Below are 20,668 nucleotides of genomic sequence, written 5' to 3' on the forward strand. Positions count from 1 at the left end.
GTAACCCTGAAATTAGAAGTAGCCTTGGCGTTTCTTGTCTTCCATGGAACCGGCGCCATCGTGGTCGATGACACGGCCCTGGCGTTCGGACGTTCGGGTCAGGAGCATTTCCTGAATGATGTCCGTCAGGGTCTCGGCTTCCGACTCGACAGCACCCGTCAACGGGTAGCAGCCCAGGGTACGGAAACGCACCTTCTTCTTGACGATGCGCGCTTTCTCTTCCTCGGAGAGGTGCTCGAGGATGCGCTCGTCGTCGATCATGATCAGGGTGCCGTTCTTCTCGATGACTTCACGCTCGGCGGCGAAGTACAACGGCACGATCGGGATGCCTTCAAGGTAGATGTACTGCCAGATGTCCAGCTCGGTCCAGTTCGACAGGGGGAACACGCGGATCGACTCGCCCTTGTTGACCTTGCCGTTGTAGACGTTCCACAGTTCCGGGCGCTGGTTCTTCGGGTCCCAGCGGTGCTTGCTGTCACGGAACGAGTAGACGCGCTCTTTGGCACGTGACTTCTCTTCATCGCGGCGGGCACCACCGAAAGCGGCGTCGAAACCATGCTTGTCCAGTGCCTGCTTGAGACCCTGGGTTTTCATGATGTCGGTGTGCTTGGAGCTGCCATGGGTGAACGGGTTGATGCCCTGCGCCACACCTTCGGGGTTGACGTGGGTGATCAGCTCCAGGCCCATTTCCTCGACCATCTTGTCGCGGAAGCGGTACATCTCCTGGAATTTCCACTGGGTGTCGACGTGCATCACCGGGAACGGCAGCTTGCCTGGGAAGAAGGCTTTGCGCGCCAGGTGCAGCATCACGGCGGAATCCTTGCCGATCGAGTACAGCATCACCGGGTTGTCGAACTCGGCGGCCACCTCGCGGATGATGTGGATGCTTTCCGCCTCCAGCTGTTTCAAGTGCGTCAGTTTGTCGACCATGGCTACTCACGTAAAACGATCTTATGGACGGCCTTCGGGCCGTGTTCGAGCGAGCCACTTTATCACAGCGGCTGATTCTATTTAGGCGCCGGACTAGATCGAAAAGGTCTAACGATATGACTGGGGGTTTGGCTATCAAAGGGCCGCTCTGCGGCCCAATCGCCGGCAAGCCGGCCCCACTGACCCATGGGAGCCAGCTTGCCGGCGATGAGGCCGAAGATGGCCTCAGATAGGGTTCGGGCAGTCGATGAACAGATGCTCCAGAGCAAAGCGCCGCGCCAGATAGTCGCCCAGCGCCTGCACACCATAGCGCTCGGTGGCATGATGCCCGGCGGCAATGAAGCTCACGCCATTCTCGCGGGCACTGTGGTAGGTCTGTTCGGACGCCTCACCACTGATGAACAAGTCTACCCCGGCAGCAATCGCCGTATCGATATAGCCCTGCCCACCGCCCGTACACCAGCCGACGCGACGGATCACCTGGTCACCTTCGACCAGCAGCGGCTCACGCCCCATCACCTCCTGCACACGGCGGGCGAAATCGCGCGCCGTCACAGGCTCGGCCAACGAGCCGACCAGCCCGACCACCTTGGGGTTGTTCGGGTCCAGCGGCCCTTCGACAGTGATGTCCAGCTGGCGGGCCAGTTGCACGTTGTTGCCGACCTCAGGGTGCACATCCAGCGGCAAGTGGAAGGCCAGCAGGCTGATGTCGTGCTTGAGCAGGGTTTTCAAGCGCCGCTGCTTGATCCCGGTAATGCACGGGTTCTCGCCCTTCCAGAAATAACCGTGGTGTACCAGCACCAGGTCGGCCTGTGCCTCGACCGCCGCATCCAGCAATGCCTGGCTGGCGGTGACGCCGCTGACGATGCGGCTGACCTGCGGGCGGCCTTCGACCTGCAGGCCGTTGGGGCAGTAATCCTGGATTTTCGCGCTACCCAGGTAACGCTCGGCTTCTTCAACCAGGGTGTCAAGGGCGACGGCCATGGAAAATCTCCTCGAAATCTGCACGTTCAACGGTAACAACGCCCGTATAATGGCCGCCATTATGGGCCGTCGCCGGCGTTGGGGAAACCGGTGTATGATCGCGCGCGTTCGCGCCCCGCCGCGCCACCATGGCCCTCGCCCACTCCCAGGATTCGTTCATGTTCAAGGCTTTGCGTTATTTTGGCTGGCCCCTGCTTACCGGCATACTGATCGCCATGCTGATCATCCAGCGCTTCCCGCAGTGGGTCGGCCTGCCCAGCCAGGATGTAAACCTGCAACAAGCGCCACAGACCACGCAGATCATGCAAGGCCCGGTGTCCTATGCCGATGCCGTCACGCTCGCCGCCCCTGCCGTGGTCAACCTGTACACCACCAAGGTGGTGAACAAGAGCGCCCACCCGCTGTTCGAAGACCCGCAGTTCCGCCGCTTCTTCGGCGACAACCTGCCCAAGCAACGGCGCTGGGAGTCGAGCCTCGGCTCGGCGGTGATCATGAGCCCCGAGGGCTATCTGCTGACCAACAACCACGTCACCAGCGGCGCCGACCAGATCGTCGTGGCGCTCAAAGACGGCCGCGAAACCCTGGCACGGGTGATCGGCAGCGACCCCGAAACCGATCTGGCGGTATTGAAGATCGACCTCAAGAACCTGCCGGCCATCACCATCGGCCGCTCCGACACCATCCACATCGGTGACGTCACCCTGGCCATCGGCAACCCCTTCGGCGTCGGCCAGACCGTTACCATGGGCATCATCAGCGCCACTGGCCGCAACCAGCTGGGCCTGAACAACTACGAAGACTTCATCCAGACCGACGCCGCAATCAACCCGGGCAACTCCGGCGGCGCGCTGGTCGATGCCAACGGCAACCTGGTCGGCATCAATACGGCGATCTTCTCCAAATCGGGCGGCTCGCAGGGCATCGGCTTCGCCATACCGGTCAAACTGGCGCTGGAAGTGATGAAGTCGATCGTCGAGCATGGCCAGGTGATTCGTGGCTGGCTGGGTATCGAAGTTCAGCCGCTGAGCCAGGAACTGGCCGAATCGTTCGGCATGCAAGGGCGCCCAGGCATCGTTGTAGCGGGCATTTTCCGCGATGGCCCGGCGCAGAAGGCCGGGTTGCAACTGGGTGACGTGATCCTGAGCATCAATGGCGAGCCGGCCGGTGACGGGCGCAAGTCGATGAACCAGGTGGCGCGGATCAAGCCCAACGAGAAGATCACCATCGAGGTGATGCGCAACGGGCAGCAGTTGAAGCTGATCGCCGAAGTGGGGCTACGGCCGCCGCCTGCGCCAGCTGCGGCTCAGGAAGAGAAGTAAGGCTTCAAGATCCGGGGCTGCTTTGCAGCCCTTTCGCGACACAAGGCCGCTCCTGCAGGTAAAACGCGTACCCCTGCAGGAGCGGCCTTGCGCCCCTACAGCATCAGTGCAGGATCTGGCTTAGGAACAGCTTTGTCCGGTCACTGCGTGGCCGGTCGAAGAAGTCATCCGGCGCAGCCTGCTCCACGATCTCCCCCTTATCCATGAAGATCACCCGGTTCGCCACGGTTCGGGCAAAGCCCATTTCGTGGGTCACGCAGAGCATGGTCATGCCGTCCTCGGCCAGGCCAACCATGGTGTCGAGCACTTCCTTGACCATTTCCGGGTCGAGCGCCGACGTCGGCTCGTCGAACAGCATGATTTTCGGCTTCATGCACAGCGCCCGGGCAATCGCCACGCGCTGCTGCTGGCCACCGGACAACTGCCCCGGGTACTTGTGCGCCTGCTCCGGGATACGTACCCGCTCCAGATAGTGCATGGCGATTTCCTCGGCCTTGCGCCGCGGCATCTTGCGTACCCACATGGGCGCCAGGGTGCAGTTTTCAAGGATGGTCAGGTGCGGGAACAGGTTGAAGTGCTGGAACACCATACCCACCTCACGACGGATCGCCTCGATCTGCTTGAGATCGTTGGTCAACTCCACACCATCGACCACGATGCGCCCCTGCTGGTGTTCTTCCAGGCGGTTGAGGCAGCGGATGGTGGTGGACTTGCCCGAACCGGAAGGCCCGCACAGCACGATACGCTCACCCTGGCGCACGTTCAGGTTGATGTCCTTCAGTACATGGAACTGGCCGTACCACTTGTTGACGCCCTGCATCTGGATGATGCCTTCGGGGCCGGCAGGCTGCTTGATCGCTTCACTCATTTCGAAACTCCTAACGCTTGTGGCCAGTGTCCAGCTTGCGCTCCAGGTGCATGGAGTAGCGGGACATACCGAAACAGAAGATCCAGAACACCAGGGCTGCGAACACATAGCCCTCGGTGGCCATGCCCAGCCAGGCCGGGTCGGCGGCAGCCTGCTTGACGCTGTTGAGCAGGTCGAACAGGCCGATGATGATGACCAGGCTGGTGTCCTTGAACAGGGCGATGAAGGTATTGACGATGCCAGGGATCACCAGCTTCAAGGCCTGCGGCAGGATCACCAGGCCCATCGAGCGCCAGTAGCCCAGGCCCATCGCCGCAGCGGCTTCATATTGCCCCTTGGGGATGGCCTGCAGGCCGCCGCGCACCACCTCGGCGATGTACGCCGACTGGAACAGGATCACGCCGATCATGGCCCGCAGCAGCTTGTCGAAGCTCATGCCTTCGGGCAGGAACAACGGCAGCATCACCGACGACATGAACAGCACGGTGATCAACGGCACGCCACGCCAGAACTCGATGAAGGTCACGCAGACCACCTTCACCGCAGGCATGTTTGAACGCCGCCCCAGGGCCAGCAAGATGCCCAGCGGCAAGGCGCCGACGATACCCACCGTGGCGATCACCAAGGTCAGCATCAGCCCGCCCCACTGGCTGGTCGGCACGCTTTCCAGGCCCAGGTAGCCGCCATGCAGCAGCGTGTAGGCCAGGAACGGGTACACCACCAGAAAGCCCAGGCCGTAAACGGCCTTGCGCGGGAAGCGCTTGATGAACAGCGGCGCAGCGCCAAGCACGGCAAGCCATACGGTCAGGTCCACGCGCCAGCGCAACTCAGCCGGGTAATAGCCGTACATGAACTGGCCAAAGCGCTGCTGGATGAACACCCAGCAGGCACCCTCCTTGGTGCAGTCGGCGCGCGTGGTGCCGACCCAGTTGGCGTCGATCAACGCCCACTGCAGCAGCGGCGGCACGATCAGCCATACCAGGTACACGGCGAACAGGGTCAACAGGGTGTTGAGCCAGCTGGAGAACAGGTTTGCCCGCATCCATGCGAGCACGCCGACGGTCTTGACCGGTGGCGGCATGTCAGGTTTGAAAACATGAGCATTCACGGGCGTATCCTCACCGCTCGATCAGCGCAATGCGCTTGTTGTACCAGTTCATCAGCAGCGAAATGCTGATGCTGATGGCGAGATAGACACTCATGGTGATGGCGATCACCTCGATGGCCTGGCCGGTCTGATTGAGTACGGTACCGGCGAACAGCGAGACCATCTCCGGGTAGCCGATACCGGCCGCCAGCGACGAGTTCTTCGCCAGGTTCAGGTACTGGCTGGTCAGTGGCGGAATGATCACCCGCAGTGCCTGGGGGATGATCACCTTGCGCAGCGTCGGGCCTTCGCGCAGCCCGAGCGAACGGGCGGCTTCGGTCTGGCCATGGCTGACCGAACGGATGCCCGAACGCACGATTTCGGCGATGAACGCGGCGGTGTAGATGGTCAGCGCCAAGGTCAGCGCCAGCAGTTCCGGGATCAGTACCCAGCCGCCAACGAAGTTGAAACCTTTGAGCTGCGGGACTTCCCACTGCACAGGGCTGCCGAACAGCAATGCACAGAGGCCTGGAATCACCACCAACAGGGCAAGCCCTGCCCAGAACTTATGGAACGGCTCGCCGGTTTCGTTGAAGCGCTTGTTGGCGTAACGCACCATCGCCATGATGGCTACGATCGCCAGGGCTACGGCAGCGACGAACGGCCAGAAGCCGTCGGCCATCAGGGCGCCGGGCATGTTCAGGCCACGATTGCTGATGAAGAAGGCATCGTCGAAGCTGATGCTGCCCCGTGGCCCCGGCAGGGTCAGGAACACGGCGAAATACCAGAAGAGGATCTGCAGCAGCGGCGGGATGTTGCGGAACGTCTCGACATACACGGTCGCCAGCTTGTTGATCATCCAGTTCGGTGACAGGCGAGCCACACCGATGATGAACCCCAGGATCGTTGCCAGGATAACGCCGATGAAGGTGACCAGCAGGGTATTGAGCAAGCCGATCACGAACACCCGCGCATAGCTGTCGGACTCCACATAGGGAATCAGATGCTGGGCGATGCCGAAGCCGGCACTGCGGTCGAGGAAGTCGAAGCCGGACGTAATGCCCCGGTGTTGCAGGTTGGTTTGAGTATTGTGGAACAGGTACCAGCCCAGACCCACCACGAAGATGATCGTGAGAATCTGGAACAACCACGCGCGCACACGTGGATCGCTCAGGGTCAGCCCCTTTTGTGCGCCGATTCGATTTTGCATGAAGTGCCCCGGACAGTAGGGATTCGAACAGCCTGCGGCGGCGGAATGCCGCCGCAGGGTGCAGCCATCAGCGCACAGGTGGCGCGTACTGGATGCCGCCGTTGTTCCACAGGGCGTTCATGCCACGGTCGATCTTCAGGTCAGTGCTCTGGCCCAGGTTCTTCTCGAACACCTCGCCATAGTTACCCACTTGCTTGACGATCTGCACTACCCAGTCCTTGGGCAGCTTCAGGTCCTTGCCGTACTCACCGTCAGCGCCGAGCAGGCGGGCGGTGTCCGGGTTTTTGGTGGACTTGGCCTCGGCTTCGACGTTCTTCGAAGTGACGCCCGCCTCTTCGGCATTGAGCATGGCGAACAGGGTCCACTTGACGATGCTGAACCACTCCTCGTCGCCCTTGCGTACCACCGGGCCCAGCGGTTCCTTGGAGATGGTTTCCGGCAGCACCACGTAGTCGGTTGGCCCGGCCAGCTTGGAACGCTGGGCGAACAGCTGCGACTTGTCCGAGGTCAGCACGTCGCAACGGCCCGACTCCAGCGATTTGGCGCTCTCGTCGGAGGTATCGAAGGTGATCGGGGTGTACTTCAGGCCGTTGGCGCGGAAGTAGTCGGACACGTTCAGCTCGGTGGTGGTGCCTGCCTGGATGCAGATGGTCGCGCCATCGAGTTCCTTGGCACTGGAAACACCCAGCTTCTTGTTGACCAGGAAGCCGACGCCGTCATAGTAAGTGACGCCTGCGAACACCAGGCCCATGCCGGCATCGCGCGAGCTGGTCCAGGTGGTGTTGCGCGACAGCACGTCGACTTCGCCGGACTGCAGCGCAGTGAAGCGTTCCTTGGCGTTGAGCTGGCTGAACTTGACCTTGGTGGCATCGCCGAACACGGCGGCGGCCACGGCGCGGCAGACATCAGCGTCGATACCGACGATCTTGCCCTGCGCATCAGGTACCGAGAAGCCTGGAAGACCGTCGCTCACGCCACACTGGACGAAGCCCTTCTTCTTGACCGCATCGAGGGTGGCGCCGGCCTGGGCATTGCTCACGGCGCCCAGCGCGGCGGCAGCGGTGAGGACTGCCAGGGTGGTTTTCAACATCTTCATTCACAACCTCCAAATCGCTCTTGTTGTACGAGCCGGAATTGCACCGCACCCTTATGAGGCGCATCCGACCCTTGTTGGCTTGTTATTGGGTCAATGGCGCAATGGGCTGTTCTATGACAGCCTTCGCGTGACAAGGGTGTTACCGTACCGGCCCGACCCTTGCATCGAAGGTTTCATAGCAAGGGGCGTACCACAGTTGGCGGCTAAAGCGTTTAAGCGCTCGTCAAGTAGGGAAAGTTGTATCGTTGCGACATTCTTTTTCCGACAATCATTTCCAGCGCCTTCTTTTTGCGCATGCCTTCATACGATTCGCACACTTTCGGAGCAGTCATGACCCACCCGTTGATTCTCGAACCCCAGAAAACCGCAGACGCCTGTGTGATCTGGTTGCACGGCCTGGGCGCCGACCGTTACGACTTCCTACCGGTTGCCGAATTCATGCAGGAGCGTCTGCTCAGCACACGGTTCGTCATGCCCCAGGCGCCGACCCGGCCTGTCACCATCAACGGCGGCTATGCAATGCCCAGTTGGTACGACATCAAGGCCATGACCCCGGCCCGCGCCATAGACGAAGCGCAGCTGGAAGAATCGGCTGACCAGATCATTGCCCTGATCGAGGCCGAGCGGGCCAAAGGCATCGACCTGGCACGGATCATCCTGGCCGGGTTCTCCCAGGGCGGCGCCGTGGTGCTGCACACTGCTTATATAAAGTGGCAAGAAGCACTGGGCGGCGTGATCGCACTGTCTACCTATGCACCAACCTTCAACGACGGCCATCAGTTGAGCGCCTGCCAGCAACGTACCCCCGCCCTGTGCCTGCACGGCGTGCACGACCCGGTGGTGATCCCCTCCATGGGCCGCACCGCCTTCGAGTACCTGAACACCTGGGGCGTGGCCGCGCGGTGGCAGGAATACCCAATGGAACACGAGGTGGTGGTGGCAGAGCTGAGCGATATCCACGACTGGCTGAGCAAGCAACTGCAATAGGCAGGCTCTCTTGTAGTTGTGGGCGCATTCCGCTACGCCGCGCCCAGATCTTGCATTACACTGCCCGGCGTACATTCCTAAATCAGTTGATGAGACGATCGTGCTCAAGGCACTCAAGAAAATATTCGGCAAGGGAGACCCGGCACCTCAGGCCGCCGCTCCTGCTGCCAGCATCACCCCGCCTGCGGCCCCCATGGCTCAGCCCGAGCCGCAGCCCTCCACGCCGCGCACCAAACCCGCCGCCAAGGCCCAGATGCCTGCAGCCGCGCCCGTTGCCGAGCAACCGGCCATGGACAAGCCGCGCCGCGAACGCAAGCCCAAACCCCAGGCCAGCCTGTGGAAGCCGGAAGACTTCGTGGTCGAACCGCAGGAAGGCAAGACCCGCTTCCACGACTTCAAGCTCTCCAACGAGCTGATGCACGCCATCCATGACCTGGGCTTCCCGTACTGCACGCCGATTCAGGCCCAGGTGCTGGGCCACACCCTGCGTGGCCAGGACGCCATCGGGCGCGCGCAGACCGGCACCGGCAAGACCGCCGCGTTCCTCATCTCGATCATCTCTCAGTTGCAGCAGACGCCGCCGCCCAAAGAGCGCTACATGGGCGAGCCGCGTGCACTGATCATCGCGCCAACCCGCGAGCTGGTGGTACAGATCGCCAAGGACGCCGCCGCCCTGACCAAATACACCGGCCTGAACGTCATGACCTTCGTCGGCGGCATGGACTTCGACAAGCAGCTCAAGGCGCTCGAAGCGCGCCATTGTGACATCCTGGTGGCTACCCCTGGCCGCCTGCTGGACTTCAACCAGCGCGGCGATGTGCACCTGGACATGGTCGAGGTGATGGTGCTGGACGAAGCCGACCGCATGCTGGACATGGGCTTCATCCCGCAGGTACGGCAGATCATTCGCCAGACCCCGCCCAAGAGCGAGCGCCAGACCCTGCTGTTCTCTGCCACCTTCACCGACGACGTGATGAACCTGGCCAAGCAGTGGACCACCGACCCTGCGATCGTCGAGATCGAGCCGGAGAATGTCGCCAGCGAAACCGTCGAACAGCACGTGTTCGCAGTGGCGGGCAGCGACAAGTACAAGCTGCTGTACAACCTGGTGACCCAGAACAAGTGGGAACGGGTGATGGTGTTCGCCAACCGCAAGGACGAAGTGCGGCGTATCGAGGAAAAACTGGTGCGCGACGGTATCAATGCCGCCCAGCTGTCGGGCGATGTGCCGCAGCACAAGCGCATACGTACCCTGGAAAGCTTCCGCGAGGGCCGGATTACCGTGCTGGTGGCCACCGACGTGGCGGGGCGAGGCATTCACATCGACGGCATCAGCCATGTGATCAACTTCACTCTGCCGGAAGACCCGGATGACTACGTGCACCGCATCGGCCGCACGGGCCGTGCCGGCACCAGTGGCGTGTCGATCAGCTTTGCCGGCGAGGATGACTCCTACCAGTTGCCGGCGATCGAAGAGTTGCTGGGGCGCAAGATCAAGTGCGAGATGCCACCGGATGAGCTGCTTACACCGGTGCCGCGCAAACACCATTGATGCGGGGCTGCTTTGCAGCCCATGCGCCGCAGTTGGTCGCAACGAGAACTGCACTGAGTCTTGCATCGGATTTACCGGCCCTATCGCCGGCAAGCCGGCTCCTACAGGTACCCCGCTGCTCTCAAGCTCAGCGCAAACCCAGTGGGAGCCGGCTTGCCGGCGATCCGGGGCAAAGCCCCGGCCAATCGATCAGACCTTACCAGCGCCCCGCCGCATCCTGATCACTCTGCCTGCCTTCGACCCAGCGCGGGCCCTCCTGGGTATTCTCCTTCTTCCAGAACGGCGCACGAGTCTTCAGGTAATCCATGATGAAATTGCAGGCATCGAAAGCCGCCTGCCGATGGGCACTGGCCACACCGACGAACACGATCGGCTCCCCAGGCTCCAGCGCACCAATGCGATGCAGCACTTCAACCTTCAGCAACGGCCAGCGCTGCTCGGCCTCGACCACGATCTTCGCCAAAGCCTTCTCGGTCATGCCAGGGTAATGCTCCAGGAACATCCCGGCCACGTCCCGGCCATCATTGAAATCGCGCACGTAACCAACGAACCCGACCACCGCGCCCACGCCAACATTGGCGGCATGCATGGCATTGACCTCGACCCCGGGGTCGAACGCGCCATCCTGCACTCGCACTGCCATGCTCAGCCTCCGGTCACCGGTGGGAAGAACGCCACCTCATCGCCCGCTTCCAGCGGCTCATCGAGCCTGCACAGCTCTTCGTTGCGCGCGCACATCAGGTTCTGCTCGGCCAGCACCTGGTACTGCCCACCCTTGGCCACCAGGGCCTGGCGTACATCGTCAAGCACCTTGAAGTCGCCCTCCAGGCGCTCGGCATCCACACCAAGCAACTCACGGTAACGGGCGAAATACATCACTTTCACGTTCATCACGCATCCACCTTGTAGTGGCCGCTTTTGCCACCGAGCTTTTCCAGCAGGCGCACCTGCTCGATGACCATACCCTTGTCCACGGCCTTGCACATGTCATAGATCGTCAGCGCCGCGACGCTGGCAGCGGTCAATGCTTCCATCTCCACACCGGTCTGTCCGGCCAGCTTGCAGCGCGCGACGATGCGCACCACATCCGTGCCTTCTGCGCTGAGTTCGACCTTGACGCTGGTGAGCATCAAAGGGTGGCACAACGGAATCAAGTCGCTGGTCTTCTTCGCCGCCTGAATGCCGGCGATACGCGCCACGGCGAACACATCGCCCTTAGGGTGCTCACCCTCGACGATCATCTGCAAGGTCTGCGGCAACATCCGCACGCGCGCCTCAGCGGTGGCCTCGCGCTCGGTCACGGCCTTTTCAGTGACGTCGACCATGTTGGCCCGCCCCTGGGAATCAAGATGTGTCAGCACTGCTCTGCTCCTGTGAAGGGAACACAGAGTGTAAACCTGTGGGTCAGGTTTGAGCAGTGGAAAAAACCGGGCGGCGCACCGCCCGGTTCGAGAGGTTACAGGTGCGACTCGGCGTACTCGGCCAGCACCGAGCGCGGTACACCTTGCAAGGTGATGTGCACGCCGTGGGGGAAGTCCTTGAAGCGTTCGGTCAGGTAGGTCAGGCCCGAACTGGTCGCGGACAGGTAGGGGGTGTCGATCTGCGCCAGGTTGCCCAGGCAGACCACCTTGGAACCAGAGCCGGCACGGGTGATGATGGTTTTCATCTGGTGCGGCGTCAGGTTCTGGCACTCGTCGATCAGGATCAGGCTCTGCTGGAAGCTGCGGCCCCGGATGTAGTTCAGCGATTTGAACTGCAGCGGGACCCGCTCGAGGATGTACTCGACACTGCCGTGGGTGCTCTCGTCATCCATGTGCAACGCTTCGAGGTTGTCGGTGATCGCACCCAACCAGGGTTCCATTTTCTCGGCTTCGGTCCCCGGCAGGAAACCGATTTCCTGGTCCAGCCCCTGCACGCTGCGGGTGGCGATGATACGGCGGTAACGCTTGCTGACCATGGTCTGCTCGATAGCCGCTGCCAGCGCCAGGATAGTCTTGCCGGAGCCGGCGGCGCCGGTCAGGTTGACCAGGTGGATATCCGGGTCGAGCAACGCGAACAGCGCCAGGCTTTGATGGATATCCCGCGGTTTGAGGCCCCAGGCCTCCTGGTGCAGCAGTGGCTCCTGGTGCAGGTCGAGCAGCAGCAGTTCATCTTCGCGGATGCCCTTGATCCAGCCGACGAACCCTTGCTCATCGATGATGAACTCGTTGACATGCACTGCCGGCAGGTTGTCGATCAGTTGCACCCGGTGCCAGGTTCGGCCCCGCTCCTGACGGGTATCGACCTTGCTGACACGGTCCCAGAACGAACCGGTGACCGAGTGGTAGCCCTTGGAAAGCAGCGAGACGTCATCGACCAGCTGGTCGGTGCTGTAATCTTCGGCCGCGATACCGCAGGCCCGCGCCTTAAGGCGCATGTTGATGTCTTTGGTTACCAGCACCACGTCCAGGTCGGCACGTTTGGCCCGAAGTTCCAGCAACTGGTTGATGATGATGTTGTCGTTGAGGTTCTCCGGCAGCAGCCGGTTGGGTTCGTTGCGTGGGCTCATCAGGATCGAAAGGAAGCCCTTGGGCCCACTCTTGCCACGCTGTATGGGTACGCCCTGCTCGACATCGCTGGGCGAGGCGTCACCGAGGGTCTGGTCGATCAGGCGGATGGCCTGGCGACATTCGGCGGCGATGGACTGTTTACCGGTCTTGAGCTTGTCGAGTTCCTCCAGCACCGTCATCGGAAGGGCGACGTGGTGCTCCTCGAAGTTGAGAAGTGCGTTGGGGTCGTGAATCAGGACGTTGGTATCGAGCACATAGAGGATTGGCTTGCTGGAGGAAGGGTTGCGTCCTTGGTCATCCATACTCGGTCACCTTATGTCGAAGCCACACGGCGCGGTCTGCTGCGCCGCAGAGTGACTGCCGTTCTCCCCGTATCCGCGTTGCTACGGGCGGGAAGTGAACCTGGCAAGGTGGGCTCGGATGACGCCACCTGTGCTGCAGGAATCGGCTGTCTGGTTTCTTCATACCGCAAAAAGCATGACTAAAAAAAGCATTTTTACGTGTTGGTGAAGTTTATTTTTCCGATTGACGAACAGGACTTGGCGATGGACCCAGACGGGACTACAGTCAGAAGTCAGACCCGTTATTCCTGATAGCCGTATTCACGGCAATCCTCCCAGCCAATGCCGCTTTGCGCGGTATGTTCCAGCAACCATTGCACCGCCGGCTGCGCCTTGGGCAGGCTGTCATGGAACTGGATCACGCCCTTGCGCCACAGCAGCATCAAGGTCACCACCCGCTGGGCCGAGGCTTGGGCTGTCAACGGGCCGTCATCCTGTGCGTCGATATCCCACAGCGACACCCGCAGCTGCTGGCTGGCCATGAATGCCTCGCCATCGGCCCGGCGCTGGCCATAGGGCGGGCGGAACAACGGCACATACTGCTCAGGCAGGTCGGCCTGGACCCGCGCCTGGCTGCGCCTGAGCGAATCCTGCCAGCCATTCCACTGCGCATGCGAGCGATACTCCCACCCCTGAAGCCCCACGCACTGGCCATCATAGAGCTGCCCCAGCGCACCGGCCGCTCCAGCGTCACGGCGCTGCTGCAAGCGGTTGCCCAGTACAAAGAAGGTGCCCTGCATCTTCTGTTTGCGCAGGTAAGCGGTCAGCGTGTCGGTCGTGCTGCCCTGGGGGCCGGGGCCGCCCACGAAGGTCAGCAGGAACATGCGGTCATTCAGCTCATCGCCGCTGCGCTCACGATTGGACAGGCGTTCGACCTCGCTGGTGATCTGCGGCAACAGCGCCGCCTTGCGCAGTTGCTCATCCAGGTAGCGCACATGGAACTGGCGGCTTGGTTCGACCCAGCCGGTATAGAAGGTGCCGACATCGGTAGCGAACGTCGCAGCCCTTGTGCGCAAATCGGCCATGGACTCCACCACGTAGCAGAACGAGGCATCCTGCTCGCAGCTGCGCTGGGCCTGCTGGTAGCCCTGCCACAAACGCTGCCACATGCGCGCCCGCAGCGCCCGGACCTTCTGCAGGTTGATCTGCCGCAAGCCCAGGCGCGCAGCCAGCGCCCCATCGTCGAGCAGCTCACTTTCGTGCAGTACCTGGGCAAACGACAGGATCTCTGCGCGCGAGGCGACATCGAACAATGCAGGGCTGTCCAACTGTTCGGGCCACAGGCTGCGGTCCAGGCTGGCGGGGGGGATAGGGGCGGCTTGGGCGGCCAGGCTCAGGAGTGAGGCCAGCAAGACACCGGCAATGCGCACGATCGGTCTCTCCGTCACAGCGAAACGCGCACTATAGCGCCTGCTCATCCGATGGTCTGTGACTATTGTCGCCATAGTTTGGCGTTCCCCCCTTCAGTCCGTAGAATCCCCGGCAACGATTCCAGGAGCCGACCCGATGCTGACGGTGATTTCCCCCGCCAAGACCCTCGATTACGACACCCCACCGGTGACCGAGCGTTTTACCCTGCCCCAGTACCTGGACGACTCCCAGGAGCTGATCGTGCAACTGCGTGAGCTGTCACCGGCGCAGATCAGCGAGCTGATGCACCTGTCGGACAAACTCGCCGGCCTCAACGCCGCCCGCTTTGGCAGCTGGACGCCAGGCTTCACGCCGGCAAATGCCAAGCAGGCCCTGCTGGCCTTCAAGGGTGACGTGTATACCGGGCTGGACGCCGAAACCCTGAGCGAAGACGACTTCACCTACGCCCAGCAGCACCTGCGCATGCTTTCCGGCCTGTACGGCCTGCTGCGCCCGCTCGACCTGATGCAGCCCTACCGCCTGGAAATGGGTACCAAGCTGGCCAATGCCCGTGGCAAGGACCTGTATGCCTTCTGGGGCACGCGTATCAGCCAATGGCTGAACCAGGCGCTGACCGAGCAGGGCGATGACCTGCTGTTGAACCTGGCCAGCAACGAGTATTTCAGCGCGGTGAAACGCAGCGCCCTGAAAGGCCGGGTAATCAACGTCGACTTCAAGGACCTGAAGAACGGCCAGTACAAGATCATCAGTTTCTACGCCAAGAAAGCCCGCGGCATGATGAGCCGCTTCGTAATCCAGGAACGGGTCAATGACCCGCAGCAGCTCAAGCAGTTCGATGTACAGGGCTACTACTACAGCGCCGAACAGTCCAAGCCTGATCACCTGGTGTTCTTGCGCGATCATCCGGCCGAGTGAGTGCCTGCACCACCGCCAAGCCCTGGTCCCTGGATCTGTGACAACCGACCGGGCCGCACAGCGGCCCGTTACGGAATTCGTACATAACCCGCCGATAGCCCCACCACCTCGACCCCCTGCGCTACCGCGACACCTGCCGTGACCGGTACCTTGCGCCCCTGTCGATCTGCCGTAGCCCGGTAAACCACGTAAGCCTGCCCCGCCTCATCCACCTGCAGCGCCTCTGCCGGTACCGCAATGCCCTGCTCCGTTCTGTGCGCGATCACTGTCAACTGCGCCGTCATCCCAAGGCGCAACAACGGTGTCGACGGCTCCCTCGGCATCTCCAAGGCCACCCGTACGTCGTACCAGGCCCCCTGCCCTTCATCGTTCCTGGCCTGAAGGGCAACGCGTTGCACCTGGCCGGCAAGTGGCTGACCGGCGATGATGACCTCGACCTCCAGCCCTTCGCGCAGCCTGTCCAGATCATGCTCCTGGACTGCGGCAAGCACCTGCAGCTGGCTCAGGTCGACCAGCGTCAGCAATGGCGCGCCCTGGCTCACCTGCTGGCCCGCTTGCAGGTGCCGTGAGGCACCGCCCCCGGCGTTGTCGGCACGCACCACCAAGGCCGCAAAAGGCGCCCTGACCACCCTGCGCTCACGCTGGGCCAGCATCGCCTGCCAGCGGGCGTGGGTATTAGCCAGCGCCATCTGTGCAATGCGCAGCTCATCGCCTCGCCCGCGTTCGCGCACCAGGCTCAGCTCCTGTTCGGCATCTTGCAGTGCCTCGCGCTGAGCGACTACCTGCTGCGCCAGGCTGTCGACCTCGATGCGGGCGACGATCCCCCGCTCGAACAGGCGTCGTGTGTCTGCCAGCGCGGCCTCGCTGGCTGCCAAAGCCCCCCGGGCGCCGAACATCGCGCGGCGCGCACGGGCCACCTGCGGCCCGGTTTGCCAACCCTGCAGCAGGCGCACGCTAGTCCGCGCCTTGAGCCACTCGGCCTCGGCCTGGCGTATCTGTACATCCAGTTGTGCGGTATCGAGCCTGAACAGTGGCTGGCCTGGCGCCACCCGCTGCCCTGGCTCCACCTCCACTTCGGCGACCACCCCGTCGAATGGCGCAGCCTGGATCTGCTGGCGGACCGCCTGGACCCTGCCGACCAGGCCCACCCGGCTTTCCAGCCGCTGCGGCTCAACCCACAACCAGCGCGCCGCGACATCCTGTCCCTGGCTAGCAGGCCAGGCTTGCCACAGGAGCCACGCTGCCGGCCACGCCAGCAGCCACAACAGCAACCGCCACCTAATCATTGAGCGCCACAGCCCAGCTTTCCAGCGTGGTACCCAGTGTCCGGTCGAGTTCAGCCTGGCCATTGAGGTAGGCAATTCTGGCATCCAGTTCGACGCTCTGCGCATGGCGCAAATCGCTCTCGAAGCTGAGCACCTGGAAATTGCTCGAGCGTCCGACGGCGAGTTTTTCCTGTTCTATCTCCAGTTTGCGCCGCGATAGCGCCAGCGCCCGTGCGGCAATTTCCAGCTGGCGCCAACGCACCTGGGAATCGCGCACTGCAGTCAACACATCGCGCTGGAGTTGCTGGCGCGCCTCGGCCAGGCTGACCTGCTGCCTTTCGACCGCCACGCGGGCACGTACCTCGGCCTGACGCCGGCTCAGGTATCCAAGCGGTATTTCCAGCTCCAGCCCTACATAGTGCTCCCAGCCGGCCTGGTTGCCAGGGCGCTGGCGCGTCTGGCTGGCCCCGCCGACCAGCGACACGTCCCACCATTGCTCATTGCGTGCCACCTGCAGCTCAATCAACGCCTGCTCACCCGTGATCACCTGCATCAGATACGCAGGCTGCAGCGCTTCGGCTTGGGTCAGTGCCTGCGCAGTATCGACCTGCAAGCGCTGGACGTGGACCTTTTCCACTGCTCGCAAAGGGGTGGCCAGGTCCACTGCCAACACCTGGGCCAACGCCAGCCGGCTTGCGTGGAGCTGATTACGGCTGCTTTCGAGCGCCAACTCCTGCCCAGCCACCTCGGCTTCGGCCTGAACCTTGTCGAATGCGGCCATGCGCCCGGCAGCGATCAGCGCCTGGTTCACCTCTACCAACTGCTGCGCCCGGGCCAGCGCCTGCTGGGCAATGTGCAACTGCTCCTGGGCGTGAAGCAGTTCGCGATAGTGCAGGATGGTACGCGTGATCACTTCAGCCACGCGGTCTTTGAGCACCAGCCGGTTTAGTTGCTCGGCCAGCAGCGCCTGGCGTAGCGGTGCACTGGCCACCTCGCGCCCGGCACCGCGCAGCAGCGGCTGTATCACCATCAAGTTGGCGCCATCACGGTAATGTACGCCAGCCCTGTCGGCGCGTGTCTGGCCGTACGCCCAGTCCAGGCTCAGCCGTGTGCCGTAGGGCGTGAGCAGGCTCGCCGCCGGAGCGAGCTGGACTTCGCGGTAGTGGTCATCACTGTTGCGATTGCCAAGGTAGCGTGCCTTGAATGACAGCTGCGGGGCATAGTGATCACGCGCCACGCGCAGGTCGAATTTCTGCGCGATGCGCTCAAGATAAGCACTGCGGACGGCGCGGTTGTCGCGCAGGGCCAAGGCAACGGCATCGGCCAGCTCCAGCGATACCTCGGCGCCCCCGCTGGCCGCCCAGGCAGTGGCCGACACCGCAAAGCCGTGGTCCGAACGCGGCAGCTGCAGCGGATCAGCAGCCAGTACGGCACCGCCCAGCAGCGCCAAGCACAGAAAAACGAGCCATCTAGTCATCGCGCAACGCCAATACAGGTTGCAGGTGCGCCGCAGCCAGTGCCGGTTGCAAGCCGAAGAAAAGGCCGAGCGCCAACGCGCTGCCCATGCCCAGCGCTATCGATGACGCATCCAGCGCATAGCGCCAGCCTGACACCAGGGCAAAGCCCCAGCTCGCCGCTAGCCCCACCAGTGTTCCGAGCAACGCTCCGCCAACCGCCAGCAACAGCGCTTCGAGCAGGAACAACCAGGCAATATCGCGGGTGCGTGCGCCCAGCGCCAAGCGCACGCCGATCTCGCGACGGCGCTGCGCTACGCTCATCAGCATCACATTCATCACCCCGACCCCACCCAACAGCAATGCGATACCGGCGAACCCGGCGAGCACCCACGTGAACATCCGTGACTGGTTAGCCATCCCTTCCAGCAGCTGCTGTGGCAGTTGCACGTCGACCTCGTAACCTGGCAATCGTGCAGCCAGGTAGTCAGTCAGCGCCTGCGCCGTGCCCGTCAACACCGCGACATCATGCCCGCGTGCAAGCACCGTCCCCACCTCGGGCGCAGCGCCCAGGCGGCGCATACCCGGCAAGGGCATCAGCAGAACATCGTCGACCTGTATTGGCAGCATCGGGTTGTAGCCCCGCTGCGCAAGCACGCCAACCACCTCGAACAGGTAGCGGCCCGACTGCAGACGATCGCCCACACGCGCACCCAGTTGCCGGGCCAGCGTAGCCCCCAGCAATACATGCGTGGTGTCATCGTCGTAGGCGGACAACAAGCGGCCCTGGCTGGCTTGCAGGTCCAGCACTTGCGCCAGTTGCAGCGTGCTTGCGCCGACCAGGGTCTCATGGCGCTTGCTTGCCAATTGCACTGTGGCCACAGAAACCAGCAATGGCGCAGCGGCGCGAATGGACACTGGCAGTACTGACAGGTCCAGTGCCACGGGTGCTGCAACTTTAGCGGGGCGTTGCAGATTGGCGACCAGCAGTTCACTGCCCATGCCTCGATACAGCTGCCGAGCATGCTGCGTGGCGCTGTGGCCGATATTGAGCAAGGCCACCAGCGCAGCACACCCCACAGCGATGCCGATCAGCGCCAGCCAGGCGCGGGGGCCTGCCTGACGCAAGCTGACCAACGCCTCGCTCAAGCGCTGTGGCCACGAAGGGCCATAAGCCTCAGGCATCAAAGGCCCCACCGTTGCGCACCTCGATGCAACGGTCCATGTGCCGCGCCATGGCAGGGTCGTGGGTGACCATCAGCAAGGTCACGCCCCGCTCACGATTGAGTGCCAGTAACAGCGCTGCGATACCCTCGGCCGTGGCGCCATCGAGATTACCGGTCGGCTCATCGGCCAGCAGCAACGCGGGCTCCGTCACCAGCGCCCGGGCGATGGCGACCCGTTGCCGCTGGCCACCGGACAAGTCGGCAGGCAGGTGCTGCGCCCGCTGACCTAGCCCGACCGCCTCCAGTTGCTGCTGTGCCGCCTGGCGTGCCGCTACCCGCCCGATGCCCCGGTAACTCAACGGCAAAGCGACGTTGTCCAGCGCAGTCAGGCGCGGCAGCAGGTTGAAGCCCTGGAAGATGAAACCCAGCAGGCGATTACGCATGATTGCGCGCTGGTCGGCGGTGGCGGCGGTCATGTCCCGGCCAGCCAGCACTATCTGGCCACGGCAAGGCTGGTCGAGCAGGCCGATCAGGTTGAGCAAGGTACTTTTGCCCGAGCCGGAAGGGCCGATGATGGCGCAGGTCTGGCCGCAGGGGATGGACAAAGAGACATCTTGCAGGACTGGCTGGCAGCCCAGAATGCGCGCGATACCGTTCACGCAGACTATCGGGTTCATGCCTTGCCCCCCCCATTCTCACCCTGAAATGCAGCGTCGCTCTGCGAGTCGAGTGCTTTCGCTTGATCGCTTCGTGCCGATTTCCACTCCTTTGCCAGCATGTCGATCAACGAAGTATCAAACTCCGGCTGCGGCACTTCATGCTGCGACAACTGCATCATGATATCGGCCTCATAGTTCCCATATTCGGCAACTTCAATGGGCGGTAGAGCATTATAAAAGTCCAGAATCTCATGCAACCCTTCATCAATTCGGCCCGTTCGCTGATATTCAGCATTCATCTTGCCGCTTATTGATTGTGCCCACTGGTTATGCTGGTCTGTTTTTTCGAACATTGCAGCACGCCGCTCACTCACCGTGAAAGCCCCGCTTTCATCGTAAATGATCAGGCTTAGCTGCTCGCGACTAAAACCCTTGAATGGGTTGCTACCTTTGCCACTTGCAAAATCATTGGCTTGGCGCGCACGCGCCAGCAACTCGGCATTATCCGTATCCGGTAGCTGTGAATCATAAAAGTCTTTCGCCAAGGAATATGAAAGCCCTCCCAACCGGTCAAGAATGCTGGCTGCAAGGTCTGCCAGCTCACTACGGGAGAGCTGGCTATCACGCAACGCCGCACGCTCGGCAGCAGCGCTCAACTGTTTAGCCAGGCTCGAAATTTTTTCTTCGCCATTCCCCATTTTGCTGTCTATTTTCTGCGCGTCTACAAGGTCAGACTCCTCTACACGCCTGACAGTTAGAGCCGTGCCAACCTGGCTTTTATATACCCCACGACCATTGACTCCATCCATATACATAACTCCTGCTGCTGATGCAGCACCCACCTTTCGCACAAATACTTCAATTACACTTCGCCGGCGCATACCGGCAAAGTGCAGACGTTGAGAAGCAGACTGA

The 20,668-nt window shown here is 62.3% G+C and carries 20 protein-coding genes; 4 read left to right on the forward strand and 16 right to left on the reverse strand.

What is annotated here, in order from left to right:
• Positions 1–12: 12 nt before the first annotated feature.
• Both cysD and IWW33_RS06770 read right to left on the reverse strand, forming a co-directional pair.
• The gene (gene cysD / locus IWW33_RS06765) at positions 13–930 is read right to left on the reverse strand and encodes a sulfate adenylyltransferase subunit CysD (RefSeq protein WP_009684445.1); all 918 of its coding nucleotides are present in this window, start codon (positions 928–930) and stop codon (positions 13–15) included.
• Positions 931–1,155: 225 nt separating this feature from the next.
• On the reverse strand, positions 1,156–1,914 hold the full coding sequence (locus tag IWW33_RS06770) for a Nif3-like dinuclear metal center hexameric protein (RefSeq protein ID WP_115273627.1): 759 nt from the start codon (positions 1,912–1,914) through the stop codon (positions 1,156–1,158).
• Between the two features lie 158 nt (positions 1,915–2,072).
• On the opposite strand from IWW33_RS06770, the gene algW reads away from it, so the two are divergent.
• Complete coding sequence (algW, locus tag IWW33_RS06775) at positions 2,073–3,233, forward strand: Do family serine endopeptidase AlgW (protein WP_115273626.1); 1,161 nt, start codon at positions 2,073–2,075, stop codon at positions 3,231–3,233.
• Positions 3,234–3,336: 103 nt separating this feature from the next.
• Here the strand turns inward: algW and IWW33_RS06780 are convergent, their stop codons facing one another.
• The 4 genes from IWW33_RS06780 to IWW33_RS06795 form a co-directional block, all read right to left on the reverse strand.
• Positions 3,337–4,101, reverse strand: a complete 765-nt coding sequence (locus IWW33_RS06780) for an amino acid ABC transporter ATP-binding protein (protein WP_012312835.1) — start codon at positions 4,099–4,101, stop codon at positions 3,337–3,339.
• Positions 4,102–4,111: 10 nt separating this feature from the next.
• Complete coding sequence (locus IWW33_RS06785) at positions 4,112–5,209, reverse strand: amino acid ABC transporter permease (RefSeq protein ID WP_046784831.1); 1,098 nt, start codon at positions 5,207–5,209, stop codon at positions 4,112–4,114.
• Between the two features lie 10 nt (positions 5,210–5,219).
• Positions 5,220–6,398 carry an amino acid ABC transporter permease gene (locus tag IWW33_RS06790; RefSeq protein WP_119688313.1) on the reverse strand — a complete coding sequence of 393 codons (1,179 nt, stop codon included), beginning with the start codon at positions 6,396–6,398 and terminating at the stop codon, positions 5,220–5,222.
• Between the two features lie 67 nt (positions 6,399–6,465).
• The gene (locus IWW33_RS06795) at positions 6,466–7,494 is read right to left on the reverse strand and encodes an amino acid ABC transporter substrate-binding protein (RefSeq protein WP_046784829.1); all 1,029 of its coding nucleotides are present in this window, start codon (positions 7,492–7,494) and stop codon (positions 6,466–6,468) included.
• A gap of 330 nt (positions 7,495–7,824) precedes the next feature.
• On the opposite strand from IWW33_RS06795, the gene IWW33_RS06800 reads away from it, so the two are divergent.
• The gene (locus IWW33_RS06800; RefSeq protein WP_046784828.1) at positions 7,825–8,481 is read left to right on the forward strand and encodes an alpha/beta fold hydrolase; all 657 of its coding nucleotides are present in this window, start codon (positions 7,825–7,827) and stop codon (positions 8,479–8,481) included.
• A 100-nt stretch (positions 8,482–8,581) separates the two neighbouring features.
• A complete protein-coding gene (rhlB, locus tag IWW33_RS06805) occupies positions 8,582–10,033 on the forward strand; it encodes an ATP-dependent RNA helicase RhlB (protein WP_125923868.1) in 1,452 nt (483 codons plus the stop codon).
• 196 nt (positions 10,034–10,229) lie between these two features.
• Here the strand turns inward: rhlB and moaE are convergent, their stop codons facing one another.
• From moaE to IWW33_RS06830, 5 genes are all read right to left on the reverse strand, one after another.
• Entirely contained in the window at positions 10,230–10,676 is a 447-nt protein-coding gene (gene moaE / locus IWW33_RS06810; RefSeq protein ID WP_046784826.1) for a molybdopterin synthase catalytic subunit MoaE, read from the reverse strand.
• A 2-nt stretch (positions 10,677–10,678) separates the two neighbouring features.
• Positions 10,679–10,924, reverse strand: coding sequence for a molybdopterin converting factor subunit 1 (moaD, locus tag IWW33_RS06815; protein ID WP_012312828.1), 246 nt, complete (start codon positions 10,922–10,924; stop codon positions 10,679–10,681).
• On the reverse strand, positions 10,924–11,394 hold the full coding sequence (gene moaC, locus IWW33_RS06820) for a cyclic pyranopterin monophosphate synthase MoaC (RefSeq protein WP_161871772.1): 471 nt from the start codon (positions 11,392–11,394) through the stop codon (positions 10,924–10,926). Before moaC ends, moaD begins: the two co-directional genes overlap by 1 nt.
• A gap of 95 nt (positions 11,395–11,489) precedes the next feature.
• Positions 11,490–12,884, reverse strand: a complete 1,395-nt coding sequence (locus IWW33_RS06825; protein ID WP_046784825.1) for a PhoH family protein — start codon at positions 12,882–12,884, stop codon at positions 11,490–11,492.
• 281 nt (positions 12,885–13,165) lie between these two features.
• The gene (locus IWW33_RS06830; protein ID WP_174142269.1) at positions 13,166–14,293 is read right to left on the reverse strand and encodes a polysaccharide deacetylase family protein; all 1,128 of its coding nucleotides are present in this window, start codon (positions 14,291–14,293) and stop codon (positions 13,166–13,168) included.
• A 136-nt stretch (positions 14,294–14,429) separates the two neighbouring features.
• On the opposite strand from IWW33_RS06830, the gene yaaA reads away from it, so the two are divergent.
• Entirely contained in the window at positions 14,430–15,209 is a 780-nt protein-coding gene (yaaA, locus tag IWW33_RS06835) for a peroxide stress protein YaaA (RefSeq protein WP_115273623.1), read from the forward strand.
• 68 nt (positions 15,210–15,277) lie between these two features.
• Here yaaA and IWW33_RS06840 read toward each other — a convergent pair whose 3' ends face one another.
• Genes IWW33_RS06840 through IWW33_RS06860 form a run of 5 tightly spaced genes read right to left on the reverse strand, consistent with a single transcriptional unit; the run spans position 15,278 to position 20,562 of the window.
• Positions 15,278–16,495: an HlyD family efflux transporter periplasmic adaptor subunit gene (locus IWW33_RS06840; RefSeq protein WP_174142268.1), complete on the reverse strand. Its 1,218-nt coding sequence runs from the start codon at positions 16,493–16,495 to the stop codon at positions 15,278–15,280.
• Positions 16,488–17,951 (reverse strand): TolC family protein, encoded by a 1,464-nt coding sequence (locus IWW33_RS06845; RefSeq protein ID WP_174142267.1) that lies wholly within the window; start codon positions 17,949–17,951, stop codon positions 16,488–16,490. Before IWW33_RS06845 ends, IWW33_RS06840 begins: the two co-directional genes overlap by 8 nt.
• Entirely contained in the window at positions 17,944–19,113 is a 1,170-nt protein-coding gene (locus IWW33_RS06850) for an ABC transporter permease (RefSeq protein ID WP_174142266.1), read from the reverse strand. The genes IWW33_RS06845 and IWW33_RS06850 overlap by 8 nt, the downstream gene beginning before the upstream one ends.
• On the reverse strand, positions 19,106–19,771 hold the full coding sequence (locus IWW33_RS06855) for an ABC transporter ATP-binding protein (RefSeq protein WP_046784821.1): 666 nt from the start codon (positions 19,769–19,771) through the stop codon (positions 19,106–19,108). Before IWW33_RS06855 ends, IWW33_RS06850 begins: the two co-directional genes overlap by 8 nt.
• On the reverse strand, positions 19,768–20,562 hold the full coding sequence (locus IWW33_RS06860) for a hypothetical protein (protein WP_174142265.1): 795 nt from the start codon (positions 20,560–20,562) through the stop codon (positions 19,768–19,770). The genes IWW33_RS06855 and IWW33_RS06860 overlap by 4 nt, the downstream gene beginning before the upstream one ends.
• Positions 20,563–20,668 lie beyond the last annotated feature (106 nt).

The sequence above is a fragment of the Pseudomonas sp. M2 genome, from assembly GCF_015751845.1.
GTDB lineage: Bacteria > Pseudomonadota > Gammaproteobacteria > Pseudomonadales > Pseudomonadaceae > Aquipseudomonas > Aquipseudomonas putida_E.

Coding starts and splice junctions, on each gene's coding strand:
- IWW33_RS06845 (WP_174142267.1), bottom strand. CDS start 17,951: ATGACTAGATGGCTCGTTTTTCTGTGCTTGGCGCTGCTGGGCGGTGCC.
- IWW33_RS06800 (WP_046784828.1), top strand. CDS start 7,825: ATGACCCACCCGTTGATTCTCGAACCCCAGAAAACCGCAGACGCCTGT.
- IWW33_RS06860 (WP_174142265.1), bottom strand. CDS start 20,562: ATGGATGGAGTCAATGGTCGTGGGGTATATAAAAGCCAGGTTGGCACG.
- IWW33_RS06840 (WP_174142268.1), bottom strand. CDS start 16,495: ATGATTAGGTGGCGGTTGCTGTTGTGGCTGCTGGCGTGGCCGGCAGCG.
- IWW33_RS06825 (WP_046784825.1), bottom strand. CDS start 12,884: ATGGATGACCAAGGACGCAACCCTTCCTCCAGCAAGCCAATCCTCTAT.
- yaaA (WP_115273623.1), top strand. CDS start 14,430: ATGCTGACGGTGATTTCCCCCGCCAAGACCCTCGATTACGACACCCCA.
- moaE (WP_046784826.1), bottom strand. CDS start 10,676: ATGGCAGTGCGAGTGCAGGATGGCGCGTTCGACCCCGGGGTCGAGGTC.
- cysD (WP_009684445.1), bottom strand. CDS start 930: ATGGTCGACAAACTGACGCACTTGAAACAGCTGGAGGCGGAAAGCATC.
- moaD (WP_012312828.1), bottom strand. CDS start 10,924: ATGAACGTGAAAGTGATGTATTTCGCCCGTTACCGTGAGTTGCTTGGT.
- IWW33_RS06770 (WP_115273627.1), bottom strand. CDS start 1,914: ATGGCCGTCGCCCTTGACACCCTGGTTGAAGAAGCCGAGCGTTACCTG.
- IWW33_RS06795 (WP_046784829.1), bottom strand. CDS start 7,494: ATGAAGATGTTGAAAACCACCCTGGCAGTCCTCACCGCTGCCGCCGCG.
- algW (WP_115273626.1), top strand. CDS start 2,073: ATGTTCAAGGCTTTGCGTTATTTTGGCTGGCCCCTGCTTACCGGCATA.
- IWW33_RS06855 (WP_046784821.1), bottom strand. CDS start 19,771: ATGAACCCGATAGTCTGCGTGAACGGTATCGCGCGCATTCTGGGCTGC.
- IWW33_RS06790 (WP_119688313.1), bottom strand. CDS start 6,398: ATGCAAAATCGAATCGGCGCACAAAAGGGGCTGACCCTGAGCGATCCA.
- IWW33_RS06850 (WP_174142266.1), bottom strand. CDS start 19,113: ATGCCTGAGGCTTATGGCCCTTCGTGGCCACAGCGCTTGAGCGAGGCG.
- IWW33_RS06780 (WP_012312835.1), bottom strand. CDS start 4,101: ATGAGTGAAGCGATCAAGCAGCCTGCCGGCCCCGAAGGCATCATCCAG.